The sequence below is a fragment of the Streptomyces sp. NBC_01317 genome, from assembly GCF_035961655.1.
Classification (GTDB): Bacteria; Actinomycetota; Actinomycetes; order Streptomycetales; family Streptomycetaceae; genus Streptomyces.
Genome location: NZ_CP108393.1, coordinates 6,098,966 through 6,120,665, shown reverse-complemented (window position 1 = coordinate 6,120,665; position 21,700 = coordinate 6,098,966). Strand labels below are relative to the sequence as shown.

Annotated in this window: 20 protein-coding genes and 1 riboswitch; of the genes, 6 read left to right on the top strand and 14 right to left on the bottom strand. The window is 72.8% G+C overall.

The annotated features are described in order from the left end of the window. Positions 1-46: 46 nt before the first annotated feature. Together OG349_RS26590 and OG349_RS26585 are read left to right on the top strand one after the other, a co-directional pair. Positions 47-826: an alpha/beta hydrolase gene (locus tag OG349_RS26590; protein ID WP_327236988.1), complete on the top strand. Its 780-nt coding sequence runs from the start codon at positions 47-49 to the stop codon at positions 824-826. Next, positions 819-1,478 carry a hypothetical protein gene (locus tag OG349_RS26585; RefSeq protein ID WP_327236987.1) on the top strand — a complete coding sequence of 220 codons (660 nt, stop codon included), beginning with the start codon at positions 819-821 and terminating at the stop codon, positions 1,476-1,478. Before OG349_RS26590 ends, OG349_RS26585 begins: the two co-directional genes overlap by 8 nt. Before the next feature lie 74 nt (positions 1,479-1,552). On the opposite strand, the gene OG349_RS26580 is transcribed toward OG349_RS26585, so the two are convergent. The 6 genes from OG349_RS26580 to OG349_RS26555 all read right to left on the bottom strand — a co-directional run bounded on the left by OG349_RS26580 (position 1,553) and on the right by OG349_RS26555 (position 6,616). Continuing rightward, positions 1,553-2,308 carry an endonuclease/exonuclease/phosphatase family protein gene (locus OG349_RS26580; protein WP_327236986.1) on the bottom strand — a complete coding sequence of 252 codons (756 nt, stop codon included), beginning with the start codon at positions 2,306-2,308 and terminating at the stop codon, positions 1,553-1,555. 133 nt (positions 2,309-2,441) lie between these two features. Next, entirely contained in the window at positions 2,442-3,383 is a 942-nt protein-coding gene (locus OG349_RS26575) for an ROK family glucokinase (RefSeq protein ID WP_327236985.1), read from the bottom strand. Positions 3,384-3,449: 66 nt separating this feature from the next. Continuing rightward, positions 3,450-3,995 (bottom strand): DUF5304 domain-containing protein, encoded by a 546-nt coding sequence (locus tag OG349_RS26570; protein WP_327236984.1) that lies wholly within the window; start codon positions 3,993-3,995, stop codon positions 3,450-3,452. Between the two features lie 104 nt (positions 3,996-4,099). Continuing rightward, positions 4,100-5,311, bottom strand: coding sequence for an ArsA family ATPase (locus OG349_RS26565; protein ID WP_327236983.1), 1,212 nt, complete (start codon positions 5,309-5,311; stop codon positions 4,100-4,102). A gap of 5 nt (positions 5,312-5,316) precedes the next feature. Further along, positions 5,317-5,766, bottom strand: coding sequence for an SRPBCC family protein (locus OG349_RS26560; RefSeq protein ID WP_327236982.1), 450 nt, complete (start codon positions 5,764-5,766; stop codon positions 5,317-5,319). Positions 5,767-5,821: 55 nt separating this feature from the next. Continuing rightward, positions 5,822-6,616 carry a metallophosphoesterase family protein gene (locus OG349_RS26555; protein ID WP_327236981.1) on the bottom strand — a complete coding sequence of 265 codons (795 nt, stop codon included), beginning with the start codon at positions 6,614-6,616 and terminating at the stop codon, positions 5,822-5,824. Between the two features lie 281 nt (positions 6,617-6,897). Between OG349_RS26555 and OG349_RS26550 the strand changes: the two genes are divergently transcribed. Beyond that, positions 6,898-8,694, top strand: coding sequence for an AMP-dependent synthetase/ligase (locus OG349_RS26550; protein ID WP_327236980.1), 1,797 nt, complete (start codon positions 6,898-6,900; stop codon positions 8,692-8,694). Between the two features lie 801 nt (positions 8,695-9,495). Here the strand turns inward: OG349_RS26550 and OG349_RS26545 are convergent. Continuing rightward, positions 9,496-10,650 carry a glycosyltransferase family 4 protein gene (locus tag OG349_RS26545; protein ID WP_327236979.1) on the bottom strand — a complete coding sequence of 385 codons (1,155 nt, stop codon included), beginning with the start codon at positions 10,648-10,650 and terminating at the stop codon, positions 9,496-9,498. A gap of 75 nt (positions 10,651-10,725) precedes the next feature. Between OG349_RS26545 and OG349_RS26540 the strand changes: the two genes are divergently transcribed. After that, the gene (locus OG349_RS26540; RefSeq protein ID WP_442806317.1) at positions 10,726-12,024 is read left to right on the top strand and encodes a glycosyltransferase 87 family protein; all 1,299 of its coding nucleotides are present in this window, start codon (positions 10,726-10,728) and stop codon (positions 12,022-12,024) included. Here OG349_RS26540 and OG349_RS26535 read toward each other — a convergent pair. The 5 genes from OG349_RS26535 to OG349_RS26515 all read right to left on the bottom strand — a co-directional run bounded on the left by OG349_RS26535 (position 11,981) and on the right by OG349_RS26515 (position 17,593). Beyond that, entirely contained in the window at positions 11,981-13,231 is a 1,251-nt protein-coding gene (locus OG349_RS26535; protein ID WP_442806316.1) for a hypothetical protein, read from the bottom strand. The genes OG349_RS26540 and OG349_RS26535 overlap by 44 nt on opposite strands. Positions 13,232-13,291: 60 nt before the next feature. Next, entirely contained in the window at positions 13,292-14,332 is a 1,041-nt protein-coding gene (locus OG349_RS26530; protein ID WP_327236977.1) for a C40 family peptidase, read from the bottom strand. 274 nt (positions 14,333-14,606) lie between these two features. Beyond that, a complete protein-coding gene (locus tag OG349_RS26525) occupies positions 14,607-15,635 on the bottom strand; it encodes a C40 family peptidase (protein ID WP_327236976.1) in 1,029 nt (342 codons plus the stop codon). Between the two features lie 317 nt (positions 15,636-15,952). Next, on the bottom strand, positions 15,953-17,317 hold the full coding sequence (locus tag OG349_RS26520; protein WP_327236975.1) for an NYN domain-containing protein: 1,365 nt from the start codon (positions 17,315-17,317) through the stop codon (positions 15,953-15,955). A gap of 33 nt (positions 17,318-17,350) precedes the next feature. Further along, the gene (locus OG349_RS26515; RefSeq protein ID WP_161307677.1) at positions 17,351-17,593 is read right to left on the bottom strand and encodes a hypothetical protein; all 243 of its coding nucleotides are present in this window, start codon (positions 17,591-17,593) and stop codon (positions 17,351-17,353) included. 181 nt (positions 17,594-17,774) lie between these two features. On the opposite strand from OG349_RS26515, the gene OG349_RS26510 reads away from it, so the two are divergent. Both OG349_RS26510 and OG349_RS26505 read left to right on the top strand, forming a co-directional pair. Further along, positions 17,775-18,452 (top strand): rhomboid family intramembrane serine protease, encoded by a 678-nt coding sequence (locus tag OG349_RS26510; RefSeq protein ID WP_327238734.1) that lies wholly within the window; start codon positions 17,775-17,777, stop codon positions 18,450-18,452. Continuing rightward, on the top strand, positions 18,449-18,730 hold the full coding sequence (locus tag OG349_RS26505) for an Lrp/AsnC family transcriptional regulator (protein WP_161307678.1): 282 nt from the start codon (positions 18,449-18,451) through the stop codon (positions 18,728-18,730). The genes OG349_RS26510 and OG349_RS26505 overlap by 4 nt, the downstream gene beginning before the upstream one ends. 42 nt (positions 18,731-18,772) lie before the next feature. On the opposite strand, the gene OG349_RS26500 is transcribed toward OG349_RS26505, so the two are convergent. Both OG349_RS26500 and trpD read right to left on the bottom strand, forming a co-directional pair. Next, complete coding sequence (locus tag OG349_RS26500; protein WP_327238733.1) at positions 18,773-20,101, bottom strand: aminotransferase class V-fold PLP-dependent enzyme; 1,329 nt, start codon at positions 20,099-20,101, stop codon at positions 18,773-18,775. 134 nt (positions 20,102-20,235) lie between these two features. Beyond that, positions 20,236-20,353: riboswitch (SAM riboswitch) on the bottom strand. 129 nt (positions 20,354-20,482) lie between these two features. Next, the gene (gene trpD, locus OG349_RS26495; protein ID WP_327236974.1) at positions 20,483-21,547 is read right to left on the bottom strand and encodes an anthranilate phosphoribosyltransferase; all 1,065 of its coding nucleotides are present in this window, start codon (positions 21,545-21,547) and stop codon (positions 20,483-20,485) included. Between the last annotated feature and the right edge of the window lie 153 nt (positions 21,548-21,700).

Here is a 21,700-nt window from a genome sequence, read left to right as displayed (position 1 = left end):
CGTACGGTGAAGTACATCTTCCGAGCCTCACGAACAGGAGACCCCGGTGCCGGTCCTTCCTGGAGCCGAGCCGTACCACCACGAGGGCGGCGAGGTCGGCGTCCTCCTCTGTCACGGATTCACCGGTTCCCCGCAGTCGATGCGCCCTTGGGGCGAGCATCTGGCGGAGCGCGGGCTGACGGTGTCGGTGCCGCTGCTCCCCGGGCACGGCACCCGCTGGCAGGACATGCAGTCCACGCGGTGGCAGGACTGGTACGCGGAAGTGGACCGGGCGCTGCGCGAGCTGCGGGAGCGGTGCGCGCGGGTCTTCGTCTGCGGGCTCTCCATGGGCGGGTCGCTGGCGCTGCGGCTGGCCGCCAAGCACGGGCCCGCGATCAGCGGGATCGTCGTCGTCAACCCGGCCGTGAAGATGCACGGGGCGGCGGCGTACGCCCTGCCGGTGCTCCGGCACGTGCTCCCCTCGGTCGGGGGGCTGGCGAACGACATCGCCAAGGACGGGAAGGTGGAGCTGGGGTACACACGGACGCCCCTGCACGCCGCCTACTCACTGGGGAGGCTGTTCCGTCTGGTGGACGCGGCGCTGCCGCAGGTGACCCAACCGCTGCTGCTGTTGCGCAGTCCGAAGGACCATGTCGTGCCCCCCTCCGACTCCGCCCGGGTGCTGTCCCGGGTCTCCTCGACGGATGTCCGGGAGATCTTGCTGGAACAGAGCTACCACGTCGCGACGTTGGACCATGACGCGGAGCGGATCTTCGAGGAGAGTCACGCGTTCATCGGCCGGCTCGCTCCGACTGTCGGGAAGAAGGGGAGCACCACCGGTGGCTGAGCAACATGACGCGGACCGCGAGCCGCAGCCGATCGACGAGGACGCCGCCTGGGCGGCGATCGTGGCCGGGTACGGCGACGAGCCCGCGGACCCCCCGGGCGCCAAGCCGTTCAAGTCGGTGGACGGACTGGCCCTGCTGGAGGGCGGGAAGAACAGCACCGGGGGCGGCCAGGAGCCGTCCCCGGACAAGGGCGCGAAGAGTTCTGAGAACAGCGCTGAGAACAGTGCCGAAAAGAGTCCCGAGAACAGCCACGACAGTGGCGCGGAGAGTGGCGCGGACAGCGGTACGGACGAGGTGAGGCCCCCGCTGGGGGGCTCGGTGATCTTCGCTCCCGGGGTGGGTTCGCCGGTGGCGGGCCCGCGCGACTACGTGGCGCCGGAAGACCCCGAGGACCCCGACGACGAGGGGCACTTCGTCCCGCCGGAGCCGCCGCCGCTGCCGGAGGCCGACGTCACGTCCAAATTCGCCTGGCTCGGGGTGGTGGGCGGCCCGGTGCTGATGCTGGTCGCCGTGCTGCTCCAGTGGGACATGACGTGGTGGCTCACCACGATCTGTGTCGGCGGCTTCCTGGGCGGCTTCGCCACCCTGGTGGCACGGATGAGCCACGGCGACGACGAGGACGACGATCCGGGGCGCGGCGCGGTGGTGTAGGGCGTACGGCACGGTGTCACGCGTCCCGGCCTCGGCCGGGACGCGGCTCCCCGGGGGCGGGACGCGCGACGGACTCAGGACGCGGGTACGCGTACCGCCGCCAGCACCGGCAGGTGGTCCGTGGCCATGCGCAGGTCGTGGTCGGTGAGGCCGGGCAGGCCGCGCGGCACCCCGCAGCCGAGCACCTCCACGCCCTCCGTGGCGAAGATCGCGTCGATGCGCCGGGGCGGTCCGCTCCGGACCCAGGTGTGCTCGCCGCCCCAGGGCGTGGCCGCCCAGCAGTCCTGGAGCTTGGCCGCCAGCAGCCGGAACGCATTCCTGCCCGGCGGCTCGTTGAGGTCGCCGCCCGCGACCGCGTGCGGGACGTCCAGCGCGTCGAGGCGGTCGAGCAGCATCCCCGCCTGCGCCTCGCGTTCACCGGCGTCCAGGCTCAGATGGCAGCTGAGCACGCCGAGCCTCGCCCGTCCGAACCGTACGACCGCCGTCGCGAACCCGCGCCGGTGCAGGCCGGGGGTGCGGGGCAGCAGGACGTCCTCGGTCCGCTCCACGGTGGCGCGCAGGGAACAGAGCAGCAGCGGGCCCGCCGCGGTGCCGCCGCCACCGAGCACCACCAGGTCGGTACGGGAGGCGAGCCAGGCGGCGCGCTTGCGCCAGCGGAAGAACAGCGGGGCCTCCTGGATCAGCACCAGGTCGGGCGCGCAGGCCTTGATCACCCGGACCAGCGCCTCACGGTCGTCCCGCATCGAGCGGATGTTGTAGCTGAGGACCCGGATCACGGCCGAACCGTCCGGCTCGGTACGGGAGTCGGGCAGCGGTGGCGGCATTTCCATGGTCACCAGATTACGTGAGCCACCCACGGGGTCCGCGCCGACACCGGGCGGGGACATGGCTGTGCCCGCCGCACCCCCCGCCAGGTCCTGTCCGGCGGGTGCGACGGGCACAGTCGTACCTGATCAGCCCTGATCAGCCTTGTCTTGCCAGATCCGCGGCGCCCACCAGCCCGGCCTCGCCGCCCAGTTGGGCGGCCAGTACCTGGGCGTGCGGCCGCCACTCGCCGCCGATCAGCCAGCGCCGGAAGGACTTGCGGATCGGGTCGAGGACCAGTTCGCCCTCGTCCGACACGCCTCCGCCGACGATGAACGCGGACGGGTCGAAGAGCGAGGCCAGGTCTGCCAGGCCCGCGCCCGCCCAACGGGCCAGCTCCCGGAAGGAGTCGACGGCCACCGGGTCACCGGCGCGGGCGGCGGCACTGACGTGCCTGCCCTCGATGCCCTCGGCGGTGCCGTCACCGAAACCGAGCAGTATCTCGGCGTTCTCCGGGGTCGCGTTGGCGCGCTGGCGCGCGTACCGGACCAGGGCGCGGCCGGACGCGTACTGCTCCCAGCAGCCCTGACTGCCGCACCCGCACAGCAGCCCGTCCGGTACGACCCGGATGTGCCCGAACTCCGCCGCCACGCCGAAGCGTCCGCGCCGCAGCTTGTTGCCGATGATGATGCCCCCGCCGAGGCCGGTGCCGAGGGTGATGCAGATGACGTCGTCGTGGCCCTGCCCGGCCCCGAACCTGTACTCGCCCCACGCGGCGGCGTTCGCGTCGTTCTCGACCACGACCGGCAGGCCGACGCGCTGTTCGACCTTGTCCTTGAGCGGTTCGTGCCGCCAGTTGATGTTCGGCGCGAACAGGACGGTGGCGCGCTTGTCGTCGACGTAGCCGGCCGCGCCGATGCCGACCGCCTCGATCTGGTGTCCCTCGCCCGCGCCGGAGACGGCGGCGCAGATCGCGTCGACGATGCCTTCGGCCGTCTGCGGGGTGGGCACCTTGTGCATTCCCCTGATGGTGCCCTCTTCGTCGACCACGCCCGCCGCGATCTTGGTGCCGCCGATGTCGACGCCGATGGTGAGTCCCATGAGTCCCTCAGTTTTCGGTCGTGCCCCGCTAAGGCCAACCGTACCCGAGGGCGGGCGCCCGCCTGTTCAGTCCAGGTCGATGCGGCCGTCCGGACCTGGTCCTTCGTCCCTGGGGTCCGTGGGGTCGTGGGAGCTCTTTGTGTCGTCCGTGACACCCGGGGCGTCCGGAAAGGCCTGCTCGCCGTTTCCGTACCCCTTCGCGCCGCCCGTACGCTCCGCGGGCGGCACCACGGGTCCGCTTTCGGGGCCCTTGGTCCAGCGGCTCTCCTGGCCCTCGACCGCGTCGCGGTAGGCGGCGAGGAGTTCGTTGCCCGCGGCGGCGAGGTGGTCGAAGACTCCGGGGTTGCGCTCGATGACCGGTTCGACGGCGGCCCTGGCCTGGTTGATCAACTGCTGGACGGCGCCCTGCGCGGCCATGCCGAAGAGCGGGTTCTGGAGCGAGGTGACCTTGTCGGTGACGGCGTCGACCAGCTTCCGCAGTTCCTCGGAGGCGGAGGCGGGCGGGCGGCCGTGGACGGCCCGGCGGCGGGCTTTCTCCGCCTCCAGGTCCTCGGCGCACGCCGTGGCCCAGGCGTCCGAGTCGGCGGCGGGGCGCTCGGTGGAATCGCTCACGGGGGTTCTCCTGCGTCAGGGACGGCGGAAGGGTGTACCTCCGACGGTACCCGAACGGCGGTACGTCCTTCAGTTCGAACACGGCCGCAGGGCGGCGCAGGGGCTCAGTCCGAACGCGGCCACAGGGCGGCGTCGGGGGTGAACCTGACGCGCAGCAGACCGTCCGCGAGGGCCGCGCCGGCGACCGTGCAGCGGCGCAGCACGGAGGGCAGCGGAACGATGCGGCGGAACGGGCCGACGGTGAGGACGAGTTCGTCGTCCCTGCGCACGAGGTGGAGTTCGCTCTTGGCGACGCCGGGCAGCGGGAGGCACCAGACCAGCAGCCCGTCCTCGGCGAGCCGGTCCTCGACCCGCCACGGGTCGTCGCGGCGCCCGGCCTCCTCCGGGCCGGCCGTCTCCACGGCGAGTCCGGCCTCCGCGTCCGTGTCCAGCCGTGCGAGGTCGCCGGGGCCGTGCGGGTCGCGGCCCAGGTGGCGTACCGGACGCAGGGCGGAGGCGGGCGTCCCGGCGCCGCGCCACGCGTCCAGGCTCTTGTGCTGCTGCGCGGCCAGGGTCGCCAGCCAGGGGTCGGCGGAGTCCGGTGGCAGCAGCCGGTTCGGTACGAGCGTGCCGACGGGCAGGCCGTACAGCGCGGCCCCCGCGTGGGCGAGGCGCAGGGCCTCCTCCCCGGCGGGTCCGGGTTCGGCGACCAGGCGCAGGGTGGTCCCCCGGTCCTCGATCACCGACTGGACGGCGGCCAGCTCGGCGTCCCGGTGGGCGGCCATGTCGTACAGCCACTGGGCGGGCAGGGGGACGCCGGCCAGCTGGGCCATCATCGGGCGCAGGGCGCGCGCGGCCTGCCGTTCGCGGGGCAGCAGCCGGCGCAGATAGCGGCGCAGCTGTTCGGGCAGGGCGAGGGTGGCGAGGGCCTCGCGCAGCGGGGGCAGATCCACGACGACGACGTCCCAGTCGCCTTCGGCGGCCCGGCGCAGGGCGTGCAGCAGGGCGAACTGGCCGCTGCCGGGCAGCTCGGTCAGCTCCTCCGCGCGCAGCGGGCGGGCGCCGAGGAGGTCGAGGGCGGGGGTGACGCGTTCCTGGAGGGTGAGCAGTTCCGTACGGAAGTGGTCACCGGAGTCGACGCGCGCGGCCCACAGGCCGTCCGCGGCCTGCGCGGGGTCGGCGGGGCCGGGGCCCGGGGGCGTACCGAGCAGGGTGTCGAGGGGGTCGGCGGAGAGGAGCAGGGTGCGGCCGCCGCTCCGGGCGGTGGCCAGGGCGGTGGCCGCGGCGACCGTCGTACGGCCCGCACCGCCGGGGCCGGTGACGAGGACCGTACGCATACGGGTCAGACTCCGGGGACGGATTCGACGCGCTTCTTCAGCCCGGCGAGCGCGCGGTCGATGATGACCTTCTCGGCCTTGCGCTTGATCATGCCGAGCATCGGGATCTTGACGTCGACGGTCAGCCGGTAGGTGACCTCCGTGCGGTCGCCGGCGCCGACGGGCGCGAGGAGGTACGAGCCGTCGAGCGAGCGCAGCATCTGGGACTTCACGAGCGTCCAGCTGACCTCGTCGTCGCCGGTCCAGGTGTACGCGAGGGTGTGGTCGTCCTTGATCGCACCGGCGTCCAGGACCAGTCTGACCTGCTCGGCGCGGCCCTTGGCGTCGCGTTGGAGCACCTCGGCCTCCTTCACCTCGCCGGTCCACTCCGGGTAGCGGGCGAAGTCGGCGATCACGCCCATGACGTCGGCCGGTGCCGCCTCGATCGTGATGCTCGAACTGGTGTGTTCCGCCATCGCCGTGCTCCTCAGTGCTGGGTACGCGGTGTGCAGGCTATCGCGACCGCGCCCGTCACCATTCCAGTGCCCACGGGCGCCCGGTGGCGGCGAAGTGGCCGACGTTCACGCACTCGGTCGCACCGACCCGCATCCGGCGCGCCAAGGGCTGATGCACGTGGCCGAAGAGCGCGTAACGGGGCTTCGAACGGTGGATGGCGGCGAGGAGCGCCCGGCTGCCGCGTTCGAAGCGGCGGGCGACGGTGTCGTACGTCAGCTCGGGCACGTCCGGCGGGATGTGGGAGCAGAGGACGTCGACCTCGCCGAGCGCCTCGACCTTGGCGGCGTACTCCTCGTCGGAGATCTCGTAGGGCGTGCGCATGGGGGTGCGCAGCCCGCCGCCGACGAAGCCGAAGACCCGTCCGCCGATCTCGGCGCGCTCGCCGTCGAGGACGGTGGTGCCCGGTCCGGCGTACTCGGGCCAGAGCGTCGGGATGTCGACGTTGCCGTAGGTGGCGTACGTAGGAGTGGGGAGGACCGCGAACATCTCCGCGTACTGGCGGCGTACGGCCCCCTCGATGGCGGCGGCGGGCTCGACGTCCAGCGTCGCCCACAGCGCGCGGCCGAACTCCCTGGCCTCGTCGAAGCGGCGGGCGGTGCGCAGCTCGACGATCCGGTCGGCGTTCCCGACGCCGAACAGGTCGGGGAAGATGCCGCGCGAGTGGTCGGCGTAGTCGAGGAAGAGCACGAGGTCACCGAGACAGACCAGGGCGTCGGCGCCGTCACCGGCCGTGGCGAGGGCCTGGGTGTTCCCGTGCACGTCACTGACCACGTTGACTCGCGTACCGGCTCGCGTACCTCTACCTGGCATGACGATCACCCTAGAACCTTTGCCCCCTCACCCGGGAGAGGGGGCCGGACCTGCGGTTACCCCGACGGTGTCGGAGGCGTGGACTACTGTGCGCGAGGTACCGTCAAAGTCGTGTGACGCGAGGAACATCTGGCCGGGGCCCCCTATCCGTAGGTCAGTACCGGTGGGTAACGTCCGGGCAGTCCGGTCGTGCTCGCAGCCACCGAGCACCTGCCCGATCTTGGACCGCGGCCGGCGCACCACACCGACGTGGCGCCGGCGCCCGATGAGGAGCAGCAGTCTTGCGCGAGTTCAGCCTTCCGGCCCTGTACGAGGTCCCCTCGGACGGCAATCTGACGGATCTGATCCGCCGCAACGCCGTCCAGCATCCCGACGTGGCCGTCCTCGGCCGCAAGGTGGGCGGTGTCTGGACAGATGTGACCGCGGTCCAGTTCCTGGCCGAGGTCAGAGCCACCGCAAAGGGCCTGATCGCGGCGGGCGTCCGGCCGGGTGACCGGGTCGCGCTGATGTCCCGTACGCGCTACGAGTGGGTACGGCTCGACTTCGCGATCTGGACCGCCGGCGCGGTGACCGTACCGGTGTACGAGACCAGTTCGGCCGAGCAGGTGCAGTGGGTCCTGGGCGACTCGGGCGCGGTCGCGGCGATCGTGGAGAGCGACGGGCACGCGGAGACGGTGGCGTCGGTACGGGACGCGCTGCCGGAGCTGCGGGACGTGTGGCAGATCGACAAGGGCGGGGTCGAGGCGCTGGTCACGAGCGGCGCGGAGGTCGACGACGCGACCGTCGACGCGCGCGCGTCGTCCGCGAAGGCCGACGACCCGGCGACGATCGTCTACACCTCGGGCACCACGGGCCGCCCCAAGGGCTGTGTCCTCACCCACCGCAGCTTCTTCGCCGAGTGCGGGAACGTGGTGGAGCGGCTCAGGCCGCTGTTCCGTACCGGTGAGTGCTCGATCCTGCTCTTCCTGCCCGCCGCGCACGTCTTCGGGCGGCTGGTCGAGGTGGCGGCGGTGATGGCGCCGATCAAGCTCGGCTGCGTGCCTGACATCAAGAACCTCACCCAGGAGTTGGCGGCCTTCCGGCCGACGCTGATCCTGGGCGTGCCGCGCGTCTTCGAGAAGGTCTACAACGGGGCGCGCGCGAAGGCCCAGGCCGACGGCAAGGGCAAGATCTTCGACAAGGCGTCGCAGACCGCGATCGCCTACAGCCGCGCGCTGTCCACGCCCCGGGGGCCCTCGCTGGGCCTGCGCATCCGGCACACCGTCTTCGACAAGCTCGTCTACAGCAAGCTACGCGCGGTGCTGGGCGGCGCCGGGGAGTACGCGATCTCCGGCGGCGCGCCGCTGGGCGAGCGCCTGGGGCACTTCTTCCGGGGCGTGGGGTTCACCGTCCTGGAGGGGTACGGCCTGACCGAGTCCTGCGCCGCGACGTCCTTCAACCCGTGGGACCGCCAGAAGATCGGCACGGTCGGGCAGCCGCTGCCGGGGTCGGTCGTACGGATCGCCGACGACGGCGAGGTGCTGCTGCACGGCGAGCACCTGTTCACGGAGTACTGGAACAACGAGACGGCGACGGCGGAGGCGCTGGCGGACGGGTGGTTCCACACGGGCGACATCGGCACGCTGGACGAGGACGGGTACCTCGCGATCACCGGGCGCAAGAAGGAGATCCTGGTGACGGCGGGGGGCAAGAACGTGGCCCCCGCGGTCATCGAGGACCGCATCCGCGCGCATGCGCTGGTCGCGGAATGCATGGTCGTGGGCGACGGGCGCCCCTTCGTGGGCGCGCTGATCACCCTCGACGAGGAGTTCCTCACGCGCTGGGCCACGGAACACGGCAAGCCCGCGGGGTCCACGGCGGCGACCCTCCGCCTCGACGCGGAGCTTCTGGCGGAGATCCAGGGGGCGGTGGACGAGGGGAACGCGGCGGTGTCCAAGGCGGAGTCTGTTCGAAAGTTCCGTGTTCTTTCTTCGCAGTTCACGGAAGCGGGGGGGCATGTGACGCCGTCCCTGAAGCTGAAGCGGAACGTGGTCGCGAAGGAGTTCGCCTCGGAGATCGAGGGCCTGTACGCGTCTTGACGTTGCCCCGGTGGTCGGTTGCGCTTACTGCTTGTCCTCAAGCGCCGGACGGGCTTGTTTGTGGCGTCTGCCCGGTGCGTTTGGCGCGGCTTACTGATGTCCTCAATCGCCGGACGGGCTGGGTTTGTCGTGGTGGCGGGGGGCGGGGCCTGCGGAGGTACGTATGTCCGGACTGCATGTTTTACGGCGCCTCAGGGACTCGTCCAGTTCACCGGTAGTCATGCGCCACAAAACACGCTTTACGTCCGGACACACGCACCTCCTCCGACCCCACCCCCCTCACGCCGAGGGTGAGCCGAACGACCCCGCCGGCCCGGGGAGCCTCGCCTCTGCCCGGTGGACAGTGCCGCTTACCAACGTCCTCAATCGCCGGACGGGCTTGATTTTGGCCTCTGCCCGGTGCTCGGGCGCGGCTTACTGATGTCCTCAATCGCCGGACGGGCTGGAAGTGGCCCCGGTGGTCTCCAAGGCCGGACGGGCCGGGGGTTGTCTTGAACGCGGGCGTGGAAGGGGGACGGGCAGGGGTCGTGTCCGGAACGTAGAGCGTGTTTTGTGTCGCGTGGCGAACCCGAACCAAACAAGGTCCCGAACGCGACGTAAAACATGCAGTGCAGGACACGACCCCTGCCCGGCCCCCGGCAACAACCCGCGGACAAAGCCCCGGCCCGCAGCGGGCACAACCAAGCCCGTCCGGCGATTGAGGACAACACGAACCGCAACCCGGTCACCCAGACCCGCGGCCCACCGGCCCCAAAACGCCCGTCCGGCGACTGAGGACATCAGTAAGCGCAACGGACACCGCTACAGCAGCGCCTCCAGGCGGGACGCCAAAAGATCCCAGCGCCAGCGGTCGTTGACCCAGGCCCGGCCCCGCTCGCCCAGAGCGTGCCGCAGGGACGGATCCAGGAGCAGCGTCACAACCCGGTCCGCCGTCGCCGTCGACGCGAGAGACGCCGGAGCGCCCGGGACCACCCACCCCGTCTCGCCCGACAGCACCGCATCCGGCGCCCCGCCCGAATCCCCTGCGATCACCGGCAGCCCCGTCGCCGACGCCTCCAGGTACACGATGCCTAGGCCCTCCACGTCCAGGCCGCCCCGCCGCGTGCGGCACGGCATCGCGAAGACGTCGCCCGCGCCGAAGTGGGCCGGCAGCTCCGACCACGGCACCGCGCCGGTGAAGCGTACGGACTCCGAGACCCCCGACGACCGCGCCAGCCGCCGCAGCGCGGACTCGTAGGGGCCGCCCCCCACGATGAGCAGCACCGCGTCCGGCACGGCGGAAAGAATCTCGGGCATCGCCCGGATCAGCGTGTCCTGCCCCTTGCGCGGCACCAGGCGCGAGACGCAGACCACGACCGGACGGTCCGTCAGGCCCAGACGGGAGCGGACCTCGGCGCCCCCCGACCCCGGGTGGAACGTCTTCTCGTCGACGCCCGGCGGCAGTTGGACCATCCGCCCGGCCGCCGCGGGCGACAACGCGGGGGCGATCCGCGAGCGCGTGTACTCGCCGAGGTACGTGATCGTGTCCGTACCCTCCCCGATCCGCCGCAACAGCTGCCGGGACGCAGGCAACTGCGCCCAGCCCGCCTCGTGCCCGTGCGTCGTCGCGACCAGGCGCCGCGCGCCCGCCCGCCGCAGCGCGGGCCCCATCAGCCCGAGCGGGGCCGCCGCGCCGAACCACACGGACTCGCAGCCGTGCGCGCGCAGCAGCTCCGACGCCCGCCGGGTGACGCGGGGGGTCGGCAGGAGCATCGTCGTGGCGTCGCGTACGACCGTGAAGGGCTGCTCCGCGTCGAACGCGGCGGTCGCCTCCGCGCCTTCGCGGCCGCGCTTCCAGGTGGAGGCGTAGACGACGACCTTCCCGGGGTCCAGCCGCAGCGCGATGTTGTGCAGGAACGCCTGGATCCCGCCGGGCCTGGGCGGGAAGTCATTGGTCACGATCAGGGTCTTGTGCATCGCCCCGAACAGTATCGCCGCGGACCGTGCCCGACGGCCCTGCCTCCCCGCTCCCGCCCTCTCCCGCCCGGCATCATGACAACCATGACCAGGTGGGTGGGCCGGGCGGCAACCAACAGACGGGCGGCGGTGCCGGCGGGCGCGGTGGGGACGGGCGCGGTGTGGGCCGTCACCAGGGCCGCCCTGCTGCTCTGCGTCTTCAAGGTCGTCACCCTGCCGGGCCCCGACGTCACCGGCGACGTCTCGGTGATCTACCGGGGCTGGTTCGAGGTGCTCAGGACCGGCACCTATCCGCTGGACGACGTGACGTGGCAGTACCCGCCCGCCGCCGCGCTCGCGATCGCCTCCCCGGCGGCGCTGCCCTTCCTCGGGTACGCCACCGCGTTCTTCGTCCTGGCGTGCGCCTGCGACGCGGTGGTGTTCGCCCTGCTGCTGCGGGCGAGCCGCCGCCCCGGCGGGTCGGCGCGCGGGGTCCGGGTGTGGGTGGCGGGGGTGCCGCTGCTGGGGCCGACGTCGTACGCGCGGTACGACCTGATGGTGACGGCCGTCGCCGTGGCGGCGCTGGTCACCGGGGCGCGCCGCCCGGCGGTGAAGGGCGCGCTCGCCGGGTTCGGCGCGCTGTTGAAGATGTGGCCGGCGCTGCTGCTGGTGGGCACCCCGCGCGGGCGGCCCACCCGCCGGACGTGGGCTGCGGCGGCCGGCACCGCGCTCGCGCTGACCGTGGTGTGCTGGGCGGCGATGCCCGGCGCGCTCGCGTTCCTGGCGTTCCAGCGCGACCGGGGTACGGAGATCGAGTCGCTGGGCGCGCTCGTCCTCCACGGCGCGCGGCACTTCGGCTGGGAGGGGGAGGTGCTGCTGAACTACGGCTCGGTGGAATTCCTCGGCCCGTACGTCCCGCTGGTGAGCGGCGCCGCGCTGGCCCTGTCCGTGGTGGCGCTCGGCTGGCTGGTGGTGTGGCGGCTGCGGGCGCGCGAGTTCGCCGCGAGCACGCCGTACGACGCGGCCTTCGTGGCGGTGCTGCTGTTCACCACGACGAGCCGGGTGATCAGCCCGCAGTACCTGCTGTGGCTGGTCGGCCTGGCCGCCGCGTGCCTCGTGGTGCGCACGAGCGGGATGGTGCTGCCCGCGCGCCTGGTGCTGGTGGCCACGGGGGTGACGCTGCTGGAGTTCCCGCTGCTGTTCTCGCACGTCGTCGCGAGCGACCCGCTGGGCGTGCTGCTGCTGACCGTACGGAACGGTCTGCTGGTCGCGGCGGCCCTGATCGCCTGCCGGCGGCTGTGGGTACGGACGGTGGCGGCGCCCCGGCGGCGGGCGGCGCGGCTCGACCTGGTCAGCCCAGGCGTTTCCGTACGTACGCGCGCCACCGCACGGTGAAGTCCTCCGGCGTGGTCGACAGGACGTCGTTCATGGCCTTCTCGACGGCCCCGTCGGGCTGCCGGCCGGCGCCGACCGCCCGGTAGAAGGCGAGCAGCCGCTTCTCGCCCCAGTGTCCGGCGATCAGTTCGCAGGCGAGCCAGCCGCTCTCGTAGGCGCGGGCGAGGGCGTCGGCGTCCCCGCCGAAGGAGAACGCGTCGTTGTCGGGGAGCGCGGCGGGCACCTCGCCGCGCTCGACGGCTCGCTGGAGTTCGGGGGCGATCTGCGCGGCGGTCCGGCCGGTCGAGCGGTACGCGACCCAGTCCGCGAAGCCCTCGGAGAGCCAGGTGGGGGTGGCGGAGGAGGTGGCCGTGCGGGTGGCGACGTGGGTGGTCTCGTGGGTGAGGACGACCCGCTGCCCGAAGTCGCCGAGGGCGCCGTACGCGGCGGGGTTCACGATGACCCGGTCGGCGGGTGAGGCGCCGGAGCCGCCGGTCTCCCCCGTGGTGACGGCCGCGATGCCCCGGTAACCGTCCTCGGGTGCCCCCAGGAGGGCCGCCATGGCGGAGAGGGAGGCCGGAACCAGCAGGACGACGCGGTGGGCCCAGGCGCCCGTCCAGGCGTCGTCCACGGCGGGTACGGCGAGGTCGGCGGTGGCCGCGACCGCGCGCAGCCGGGTGGTGGTCTGCCCGACGCCGAGGACGAGGCTGTGCGTGCCGCGTACGACTCGTACCCTGCCCTGCTGCCAGAGCTGCTGGGCGCCGCCCTCCGCGGGGCGGTCGCCGGTCACGTACCAGCGGCCGGTGTGCTCGGTCAGGCTCAGTTCGCGGGGGGTCGACACGGGGGCGCTGTCGTAGCCGGCGATCCGGTAGCGCAGCTCTACCTGCGCGGTGGCGCGGCTGCCGGACCGTTCCACCCCGGTGACCCGGTACGCCCAGGAGCTGAGCGGTACGTCGGCGAGGTTCGCGAACTCCGCGCGGGCGGAGGCGCGCAGACTCGTTGCCGCAGGATCGAGGGCGGCGAGGTAGGCGCTCTCGTCCCGGTCCAGGACACCGGCGGCCCGGCCGTCCAGCGTCCGCCGGATCGCCGCCGTGGCGGGGTCGGGCGCGGGCGGCGCCCCGGAGCACCCGGACACGAGCAGCAGCCCGGAGAGCCCCAGCCCGAGGACCCTCCGCCGGGTCGGGTGTCCTCTCTCATGCTCCGCGGCGATACGCCGCTGACCTGCCACGTCACGATCGTACGGGGGCCACCCCCGCCCCCGGCACAGGCCCGCCACGCCCCGTGGAGCTCAGATGCGGGTCACCGAGGAGACCGGCATCATCCCCACCGGGTCGTACCGCACCGCCGCGCCCGGGTACGGGGCGTGGATCACCTGGCCGTTGCCCACGTACATCCCGATGTGGCTCGCGTCGTCGCGGTACGCCACCAGGTCGCCGGGGAGCGCCTGGGACAGCGGGACCTGCCGGCCCGCGTACCGCTGGGCCTGCGAGGTGCGGGGCAGGCCCACCCCCGCCTGGGCGTACGACCACTGCGTCAGCCCCGAACAGTCGAAGCCGGTGGGCCCGTTGGCGCCCCACACGTACGGGCGGCCCACCGCGCGCTCCGCGGCCTGGACCGCCGCCCCCGCGCGGCCGGAGGCCGGTGCCGCGCCGGAGGGGCCGAACATGCCGTCCCGGTCCGAGGAGCGCGACGCGCGGTCGAAGGACGCGCGGTCGGCGTCCGGCAGGGCGTTCACGAGCCGTCGCGCCTCGACGAGTTTGCGCTCGACGGTCCGCTTGTGGCGGGCGACGGCCGCCCGGCTGCGTTCCAGCTCGGCCAGGTCACGGGCGGATTCGAGCCGCTCCTGCGCCAGTCCGCGCTGTGCCTGCCGGAGTTCCAGCAGCGTGCCGGACTGGTGCTCGGCGACCCGGTCCAGGACGGACGCCTTCTCCAGGTACTCGTCCGGGTGCGAGGAGAGCAGCAGCGCCAGCCCCGGGTCGATGCCGCCCGAGCGGTACTGGGCGCCCGCGAGTGAACCGAGCGCGCCGCGCATGCGGTTGATACGTTCCTGGCCGCGCGCGGCCCGGTCCTGTGCCTGGTCCACCAGCGCCCGCAGCTCGTCGGCGCGTTCGCCGGCCTTGTTGTACAGCTCGGTGGCCTTCTCGGCCTGTTCGAACAGCCGGTCCACCCGGGCGCGGGTCGCGTCCGGCGTCAGATGGGGGTCCGCGCTCGCCGGGACGGCGCCGAGGGCGGCCGCCGCCGTGGCCGCCGCGACGGACACGGCCGTCACGGCGCCGCCGCGGACACCGAATCCCTGACCGGGCTGTGAGGGGCGACGATGGGACACCACAGAGCCGCGCTCCCTTCCGCTGTACGCACACGCGCAGCCCCTGCCGCCCGACGGGCGGACCGATGGCCGGGGTTGCGCGTGGCAGACAGTAGCCGGGCGGACACGGAGCGGCCAACGACCGGCTCGCGCACACACAGTGACGCCCCGCCGTCGACCACAGGTCACCGGCGGGGCGTGGTGCCGACACGGGAGCGGGGAAGTTCGCCCGAATGGGCGGTCCCCGTCGTGTCGTGCCGTGCTGGAGGGGTGTTGCTCGGATCTGGAGGGGTGCCGCTCAGATGCGGACGCCGAACTGGTAGCTGCCGGCCCACTCCATGGCCTCGTACCGCACCACGGCGCCGGGCTTGGGGGCGTGGATGACCTGGCCGTTGCCGACGTACAGGGCCACGTGGCTCAGACCGCTGAAGAACACCAGGTCGCCGGGGGCCAGTTCGCTGCGGGCGATGCGGGTGCCCTCGTTGGCCTGGGTGTAGGTGGTACGGGTGAGCTGGACGCCGGCCTGGGCGTACGACCACTGGACCAGTCCCGAGCAGTCGTAGGCGTTGGGGCCCTCGGCGCCGGATATGTAGGGCTTGCCGAGCTGGGTCTTGGCGGCGGCCAGGGCGGCGGCGGCGCGGCCCGAGGCGGGCGCCGGGGTGTCGCCGAGGTCCACGCGGTCGTTGCCGCGGCTGGCGCGCTCCGCGTCGGCGGCCACGAGGGCGGCGCGCTCCTTCGCGGTCAGGGTGTTGAGCACCTGCTGCGCGGCGGCGAGCTTCTTCTGGACTTCCTTCTTGTTGTCCGCGAGCTGCTTGCGGGCGTCGGCGAGGTCCTTGACCTTGTCCTGCGCCTCGGTGCGCTGCTGGGCGAGGGACCGCTGCTTCGCCTGGATCTGCTGGAGCGTCTCGGCCTGCTTGGCACTGACCTGGTCCAGCGTGGAGGCCTTCTCCAGGTAGGTGTCGGGGTCCGAGGAGAGGAAGAGCTGGATGGACGGGTCGATGCCACCGGTGCGGTACTGGGCGCTGGCGATCGAACCGAGCTCGTCCCGGAGGTCGTTGAGGTCGTCCTGGCCGTTGGCGACCTTGTCCTGGAGGGTGCCGACCTGCTTCTCCAGCTTGTCCTGCGCGTCTTCGGCGGCGTGCAGCTTCTCGTTGGCCACCTCGGCCTCGTGGTAGAGCTTGTCGACCTGCTCCTTGACCTCGGCCTTGGAGGGCTTGGGGGCCGCGTTGGCGGCCTGGGAGGTCAGCGCCACGGCAGCGGCCGCGGTCACGGTGAGAACGGTCACCCGGGCGCGGTTGGGCTGCTTGGGACGACGGTGGGACGCCACGAAGGCGAGCTCCTTCTTCCTCAGCCGCCTACCGGGCAGGGGACGAATGTCCCGGCTCCGCGCCTTCAGCTCCCCCGGGAACCGGGCTGAACGGCGTGGACTCGGCGGTTCCTTCGCTGCCACCCCGAATGGGTGATCGACCGCGCGAAGGTTCGAGGCCTGACCCTAGTGACCTTCTTGTGATCAGTTCAAATCCTCACGGGAAAAATCTCGGCCGCGAGGGGCATAATTTACCGACACCACACAGGCAGTAATGGGCATTTGACGCTGCGGTGGCCACAAGAGACGCTAATTCGGTCATTGGCCGCACGAGTTGACTAGCTACGCGAAAGCCGCTTCAGCAACAAGGCGGACGCGACGGGCCGGGCGCCGGCCTTCGCCACTCCGTCCGCGACCTCACGGTCGGTGGAGACCACCACGACGGGCCGCCCGGGCGGCTCCGCGCGGACGAGCTGGCGGATCAGTTCGTCCGCCGTGATCCCGGGCTTCGAGAACAGCACCCGTACCCCGCGCGGCGGGGCGAGCAGCACCGGGGCCGCCAGCTCGGCGCCGTCGAAGACACACGTCATCTCGGCGCCCGACTGGGCCGCCAGCATGGCGAGCCCGCCCAGCAGCCGCAGCCGCTGCTTCTCCAGCGGCATCGTCGGATAGCCGGTCTTGGTGACGTTGTAGCCGTCCACGATCAGATGCGACTGGGGCAGCGCCAGCAACTGGTCGAGCAGCGCCGGGTCCAGGTCGGACAGCGCCCGCGCCGCCACGTCCTTCGGCGACATCCGGCCCGGCTCGACGGCGTCGACCGTGTCGGCGGGCCGGGTGTTGGCCGGCGGCAGGGCCAGCTCGCGGCGCAGCCCCTGCGCCGACTCCAGGACCGTGTCCAGCAGCAGCCGCAGCCGCATGTCCTCTATCGACCGGCCCTCGCGCGCGGCCCTGCGGCTCGCCTCGACCGTGGACTCGGCCTCGGTCAGCCGCGCCCTGATCCGCCGCGTCTCGCTCTCGGCGGCCGACACCTGCGCGGCGGCCTCGGCCTTGAGCGCCTCGGACTCGGCGGTCGTACGGCGCAGGGCGGCCTCGCCCCGCTTGACGTCGCTCTGGGCGCTGCGCAGCTTGCGGTGGAGCGACTCGGCCTCCTTGCGGGCCGCCTCCAGCTCCGTACGCAACCGCTCGTTCTCGGTCTTCGTCAGCGCCCTGGCGACGGCCAGCTCCTCGCGCAGCCGCTCCAGTTCGCGCCGGGCCTCCTCGCCCGCGCGCTCGGCGTCGGCCCGCTGGGCCTCCTCGCCGGCGGCCGCCACCAACTTCACCCATCCGGGGGGCCGCAGCACGTACGCGGCGGCGGCCACATCGACGGGATCGGCCGCGGCGGGCGGCGATCCGGACTCCAGGGCGGCGGACAGCTCGGGCTGCGACTGGGTGATCCGCTCCCCGATCCGCTGGCGGAAGAGGGGGTCGCTCTCCAGTGCGGCGGCCATCGCGTTGCCCGCGAACTTGGCACGCCTGTTCGGGGTGAAGCGGGCGTACTGGCGCAGCTGCGCCGGGAGTTCGGTGACGGTCAGCCCGCCGAAGGCGTCGGAGACCAGCGCGACGACCCGGCGTCTCACCCCGTCCGGGAGCGGACGGTCGAGCGCCTCGGCGGCGTCACCGCCGGCCGCACCGGCCGGCTCGGCACCGCTGTCCGGCTGCTCCACGCTCCGTCACCCCACTACCCTCGGGCGGTTCCCTCAGGAACCGGCGCCCGGCCTGTCGACCAGCTCGATCTGGTCCACCGCGTTGCACCAACGGCAGCGCACGGACTCGATGGTCTCACTGACCACCTCACGCTCCTCCACCTTCGGCTCCCCCGCCAGGTCCAGATGGACGTACTCGACGACCCTCGACGACCGGGTCACGTCGAAGCGCGTGAGATTGCCGCAGAGCGTGCAGCGCCACCGGGTGGCGGCCGTCGGCCGGGGAACCGTCGTCATCGTGCCGTCCTTGAGTGTCGGGGTGGGGCCGGCGGTGCGCCGTCGAACGTGTGGATGTCCGCCCGTAACCCTACGGCCTCGCGGGTACCCCATTGTCCGGCGAGGCATTCCCGCCCGATGACTCCCGGTACGCCATGCTCTGTCCGTGATCAATTGGCGCACGGCGAACGACGGCCCCGTGGTGACGTACGGACTGATCGCGCTCTGCGTGCTGACGTTCCTGGTCAGCCCCCTGTCGGGCTTCACCATGGCGTACGGGAGGGGCGAGGCGCTCCTCGGGGCGCAGAGCGCGTACTTCGAACGCTGGGGCGTCATCCCCGACCAGCTGACGCACGACCCCACCCCGCGCGCCCTGCTGACCCCTCTCACCGCGCTCTTCGTCCACGGCAGCTGGCTGCACCTGCTGGGGAACATGCTCTTCCTCTACGTCTTCGGGGCGATGACGGAGGAGCGGATGGGGCGACTGCACTTCGCCCTGTTCTACCTGGCGGCCGGCTACGCCGCCCTGTTCGTGTACGCGATGGCCAACGCGGGCTCGGAGCAGACCCTGGTGGGGGCGTCGGGCGCGATCTCGGCGGTGCTGGGCGCGTTCCTGCGGCTCTTCCCCCGGGCGCGGGTCACCAGCCTCTTCCCGTTCCTCCTCTTCCTGCCGCTGCGCTTCCCCGCCTGGATCGTGCTGATCTTCTGGTTCGTCCTCCAGTGGGTGGCGGCCCGGAACGCCGGATCGGGGCCCGGGGTCGCCTACCTCGCCCATCTGGTGGGCTTCGCCGTGGGCTTCTGCTACGCCTGGGGGCGTTACCGGCGGAGCGATAGGGTGGAAGCCAAAGCCGTGACCACCGAGGGAGAACGTCAACCGTGATCACCGCGATCGTGCTCATCAAGACCAGCGTCGGCCGGATCCCCGAGATCGCCGAGTCGATCGCCGCGCTGGACAGCGTCAGCGAGGTCTTCTCGGTCACCGGCACGTACGACCTGATCGCCATGGTGCGCGTGGCCAGGCACGACGACCTGGCGGACATCATCCCCGGGTCGATCAGCAAGATCGAAGGCGTCGAGGCGACGGACACGCACGTCGCGTTCCGTACGTACTCCCAGCACGACCTGGAGGCGGCCTTCGCGATCGGACTCGACGCGTAGACCGCCTCCTGAGGTGCCGGGGCGTATCCGGACGGGCGTACGTCAGACGGTCTCGCCGTCCCGGTCCGGGACGCAGCGGCCTTCCTCGGTGCGGTAGCTCCAGCGGGCGCCCTCGCGCACCAGTTCCTTCACCGCGCCGACGAACCGGTCCACGTGCTCGTCGGGCGTTCCCGCGCCGAAGCTCACCCGGATGGCGTTGAGCGAGCGCTCGCCCGGCTCCGCCTCCGGGGCACCGCACTCCCCCGGGTCCTGCGGGTCGCTGCCCAGCAGCGTCCGTACCAGCGGGTGGGCGCAGAACAGGCCGTCCCGCACCCCGATGCCGTACTCGGCGGAAAGCGCCGCGGCGAAGTGTGAGCTGTTCCAGCCCTCCACCACGAACGAGAGCACGCCGACACGCGGGGCGTCGTCCCCGAACAGCGACAGCACCCGGACCTCGGGCACCGCGGCCAGTCCGTCCCGCACCCGGCGGACGAGCCGCTGCTCCCGGGCGACGAGCGTGTCGAACCCGGCCTCTTCGAGCGCCTTGCACGCCGAGGCGATGGCGTACACGCCGATGACGTTGGGCGAGCCGGCCTCGTGCCGGGCGGCCGTGGTGTGCCAGTCGACGTCCACCCCGCCGTCCGCGCGCCGGGCGACCTTGCGGCTGGCGCCGCCGCCCGCGAGGTACGGCTCCGCCTCCCGCAGCCAGTCGGCGCGGCCCGCGAGGACACCGGAGCCGAAGGGCGCGTAGAGCTTGTGCCCGGAGAAGGCGACCCAGTCGACGTCCAGTCCGGCGATGTCGACGGGGTGGTGCGGGGCGAGCTGCGCCGCGTCGAGGACGATCCGGGCGCCGTGCCGGTGGGCGGCGGCGGCCAGCTCCCGTACGGGCCAGATCTCCCCGGTCACGTTGGACGCGCCGGTGACACAGACCAGGGCGGGGCCCTCCTCCCGCCCGGCGAGCGCGCGGTCGAGCGTGGCGACGGCCTCGTCGGGGGTACGGGGCGCGTTCAGGTACGTCACCCGGGCGTCGCGCCAGGGCAGGAGCGAGGCGTGGTGCTCCGTCTCGAACACGAAGACCTGGGTGCCGGCGGGGACCACGGCGGCCAGCAGGTTGAGCGAGTCGGTCGTCGAACGGGTGAAGACGACCTGGTCGCCGGGGCGGCAGCCGAGGAACTCCGCGACGGTGCGGCGGCTGTTCTCGAACAGGTCCGTCGACAGCTGGGAGAGGTAGCCGGCGCCCCGGTGCACGCTGCCGTAGTACGGCGCGTAGGCGGCGACGTCGTCCCAGACCCGCTGGAGCGCGGGGGCGCTCGCGGCGTAGTCGAGAGCCGCGTAGGTGACCTCGCCCCCGGTGACGAGCGGGACCGTCACGTCACGCCCGAGCACGGGCAGCGGCGCCGCACAGGCGGGGTCCTCGGTGGTGGTGGTGCTGGCGCCGGAGGTGGCCGACGACCTGGCGGCGGCGTTCGGGTATGCGGACGTCACGAGACTGCTCCCTCGAGGACCTGGACCCCAAGAAAGCCAGGGGTCCGCGCTTGCCGTAGACCTCGCTGCCTACGGCCTGGTCTTCACCCGGGGCACCCCGCCACGGACGGAGGGTTGCCGGACAGCGAGCCGGGGCCTAAATCGCTGTCACTCATGACCTTGTGCACGAGCTTGACACAGACGGGCAGCGGCCTCAAGTCCGCGTCCGGGATGTGGAACAGAGCAGGTGGGGGGGGAACGGAAGAGGCGGGGCGCGGCCGGTGGCCGTGCCCCGCCCGCCCGCTCCCGCTACCGGTGCGACGCCTCGACCCAGCGCGCGAGGGCCCGCCCCGCCGCGCCCGAGTCCACCGACTCCGCCGCGCGCGCGATGCCCGCCGCCAGCTGGAGTTCCAGCGCGTCGTCCGTCGGGTCCAGCGCCACCAGCGCCGCCGCCGCGTTCAGGAGCACCGCGTCCCGTACGGGGCCGGTCTCACCCGCCAGCAACCGCCGGGCCACGTCCGCGTTGTACGACGCGTCCGCGCCCCGCAGCGCCTCGACCGGCACCAGCGGCAGACCCACCTCACGCGGGTCGAACGGCACCTCGCCGACCTTCCCGTCCCGCACGACCCACACCCGCGAGGTCGCGGTCGTCGTCAGCTCGTCCAGCCCGTCGTCGCCCCGGAAGACCAGCGCCGAACTGCCGCGCTCGGCCAGCACCCCCGCGACGATGGGCGCCATCCGCAGGTCCGCCACACCCACGGCCTGGGACCGTACCCGGGCCGGGTTGGTCAGCGGCCCGAGGATGTTGAACGTGGTCTGCGCGCCCAACTCCCGGCGCGCCTTGGCCGCGTACCGCAGCGCGGGGTGGAACTTCACCGCGAAGCAGAAGGTGATCCCCGCCTCCTCCGCGACCTCCGCGACCCGCTGCGGGGTCAGTTCCAGGTTGACGCCGAGCTTCTCCAGGACGTCGGAGGCGCCGCTCGCGGACGACGCGGCGCGGTTGCCGTGCTTGACGACCTTCGCGCCGGTGCCCGCGACCACGATCGCCGCCATCGTGGAGATGTTGACCGTCTTCGCGAGGTCGCCGCCGGTCCCCACGATGTCGACCGTACGGCCGGGCACCTCGATGGTGTTGGCGTGGGCGTACATCGCGCGGACGAGGCCGGAGACCTCCTCGACGGTCTCGCCCTTCGCCCGCAGCGCCACGGCGAAGCCCGCGATCTGCGCGTCGGTGGCCTCGCCGTCCATGATCTGGTTCATCGCCCAGGCGGTGTCGTCCGTGGACAGGTTCTCGCCGCGCAGCAGGGGGTTGAGGACGCCCGGCCAGGTCCGGGCCGCCACGGTGTCGCCTCCGACGGGGGTAACAGCGCTCATGCTCGCTCCTGGGTGTCAGCAGAACGGGCCCCGGCCTGCCGCCGGACCCGCCGCCCAGCCTATCGGCGGACACCGCCCCGGCGGGCCGCGTGCCCGTACTGCGGACCGGCCGGTGTCGAGGGCGACACAACCGCAGCGGCCTCCGGACCGACG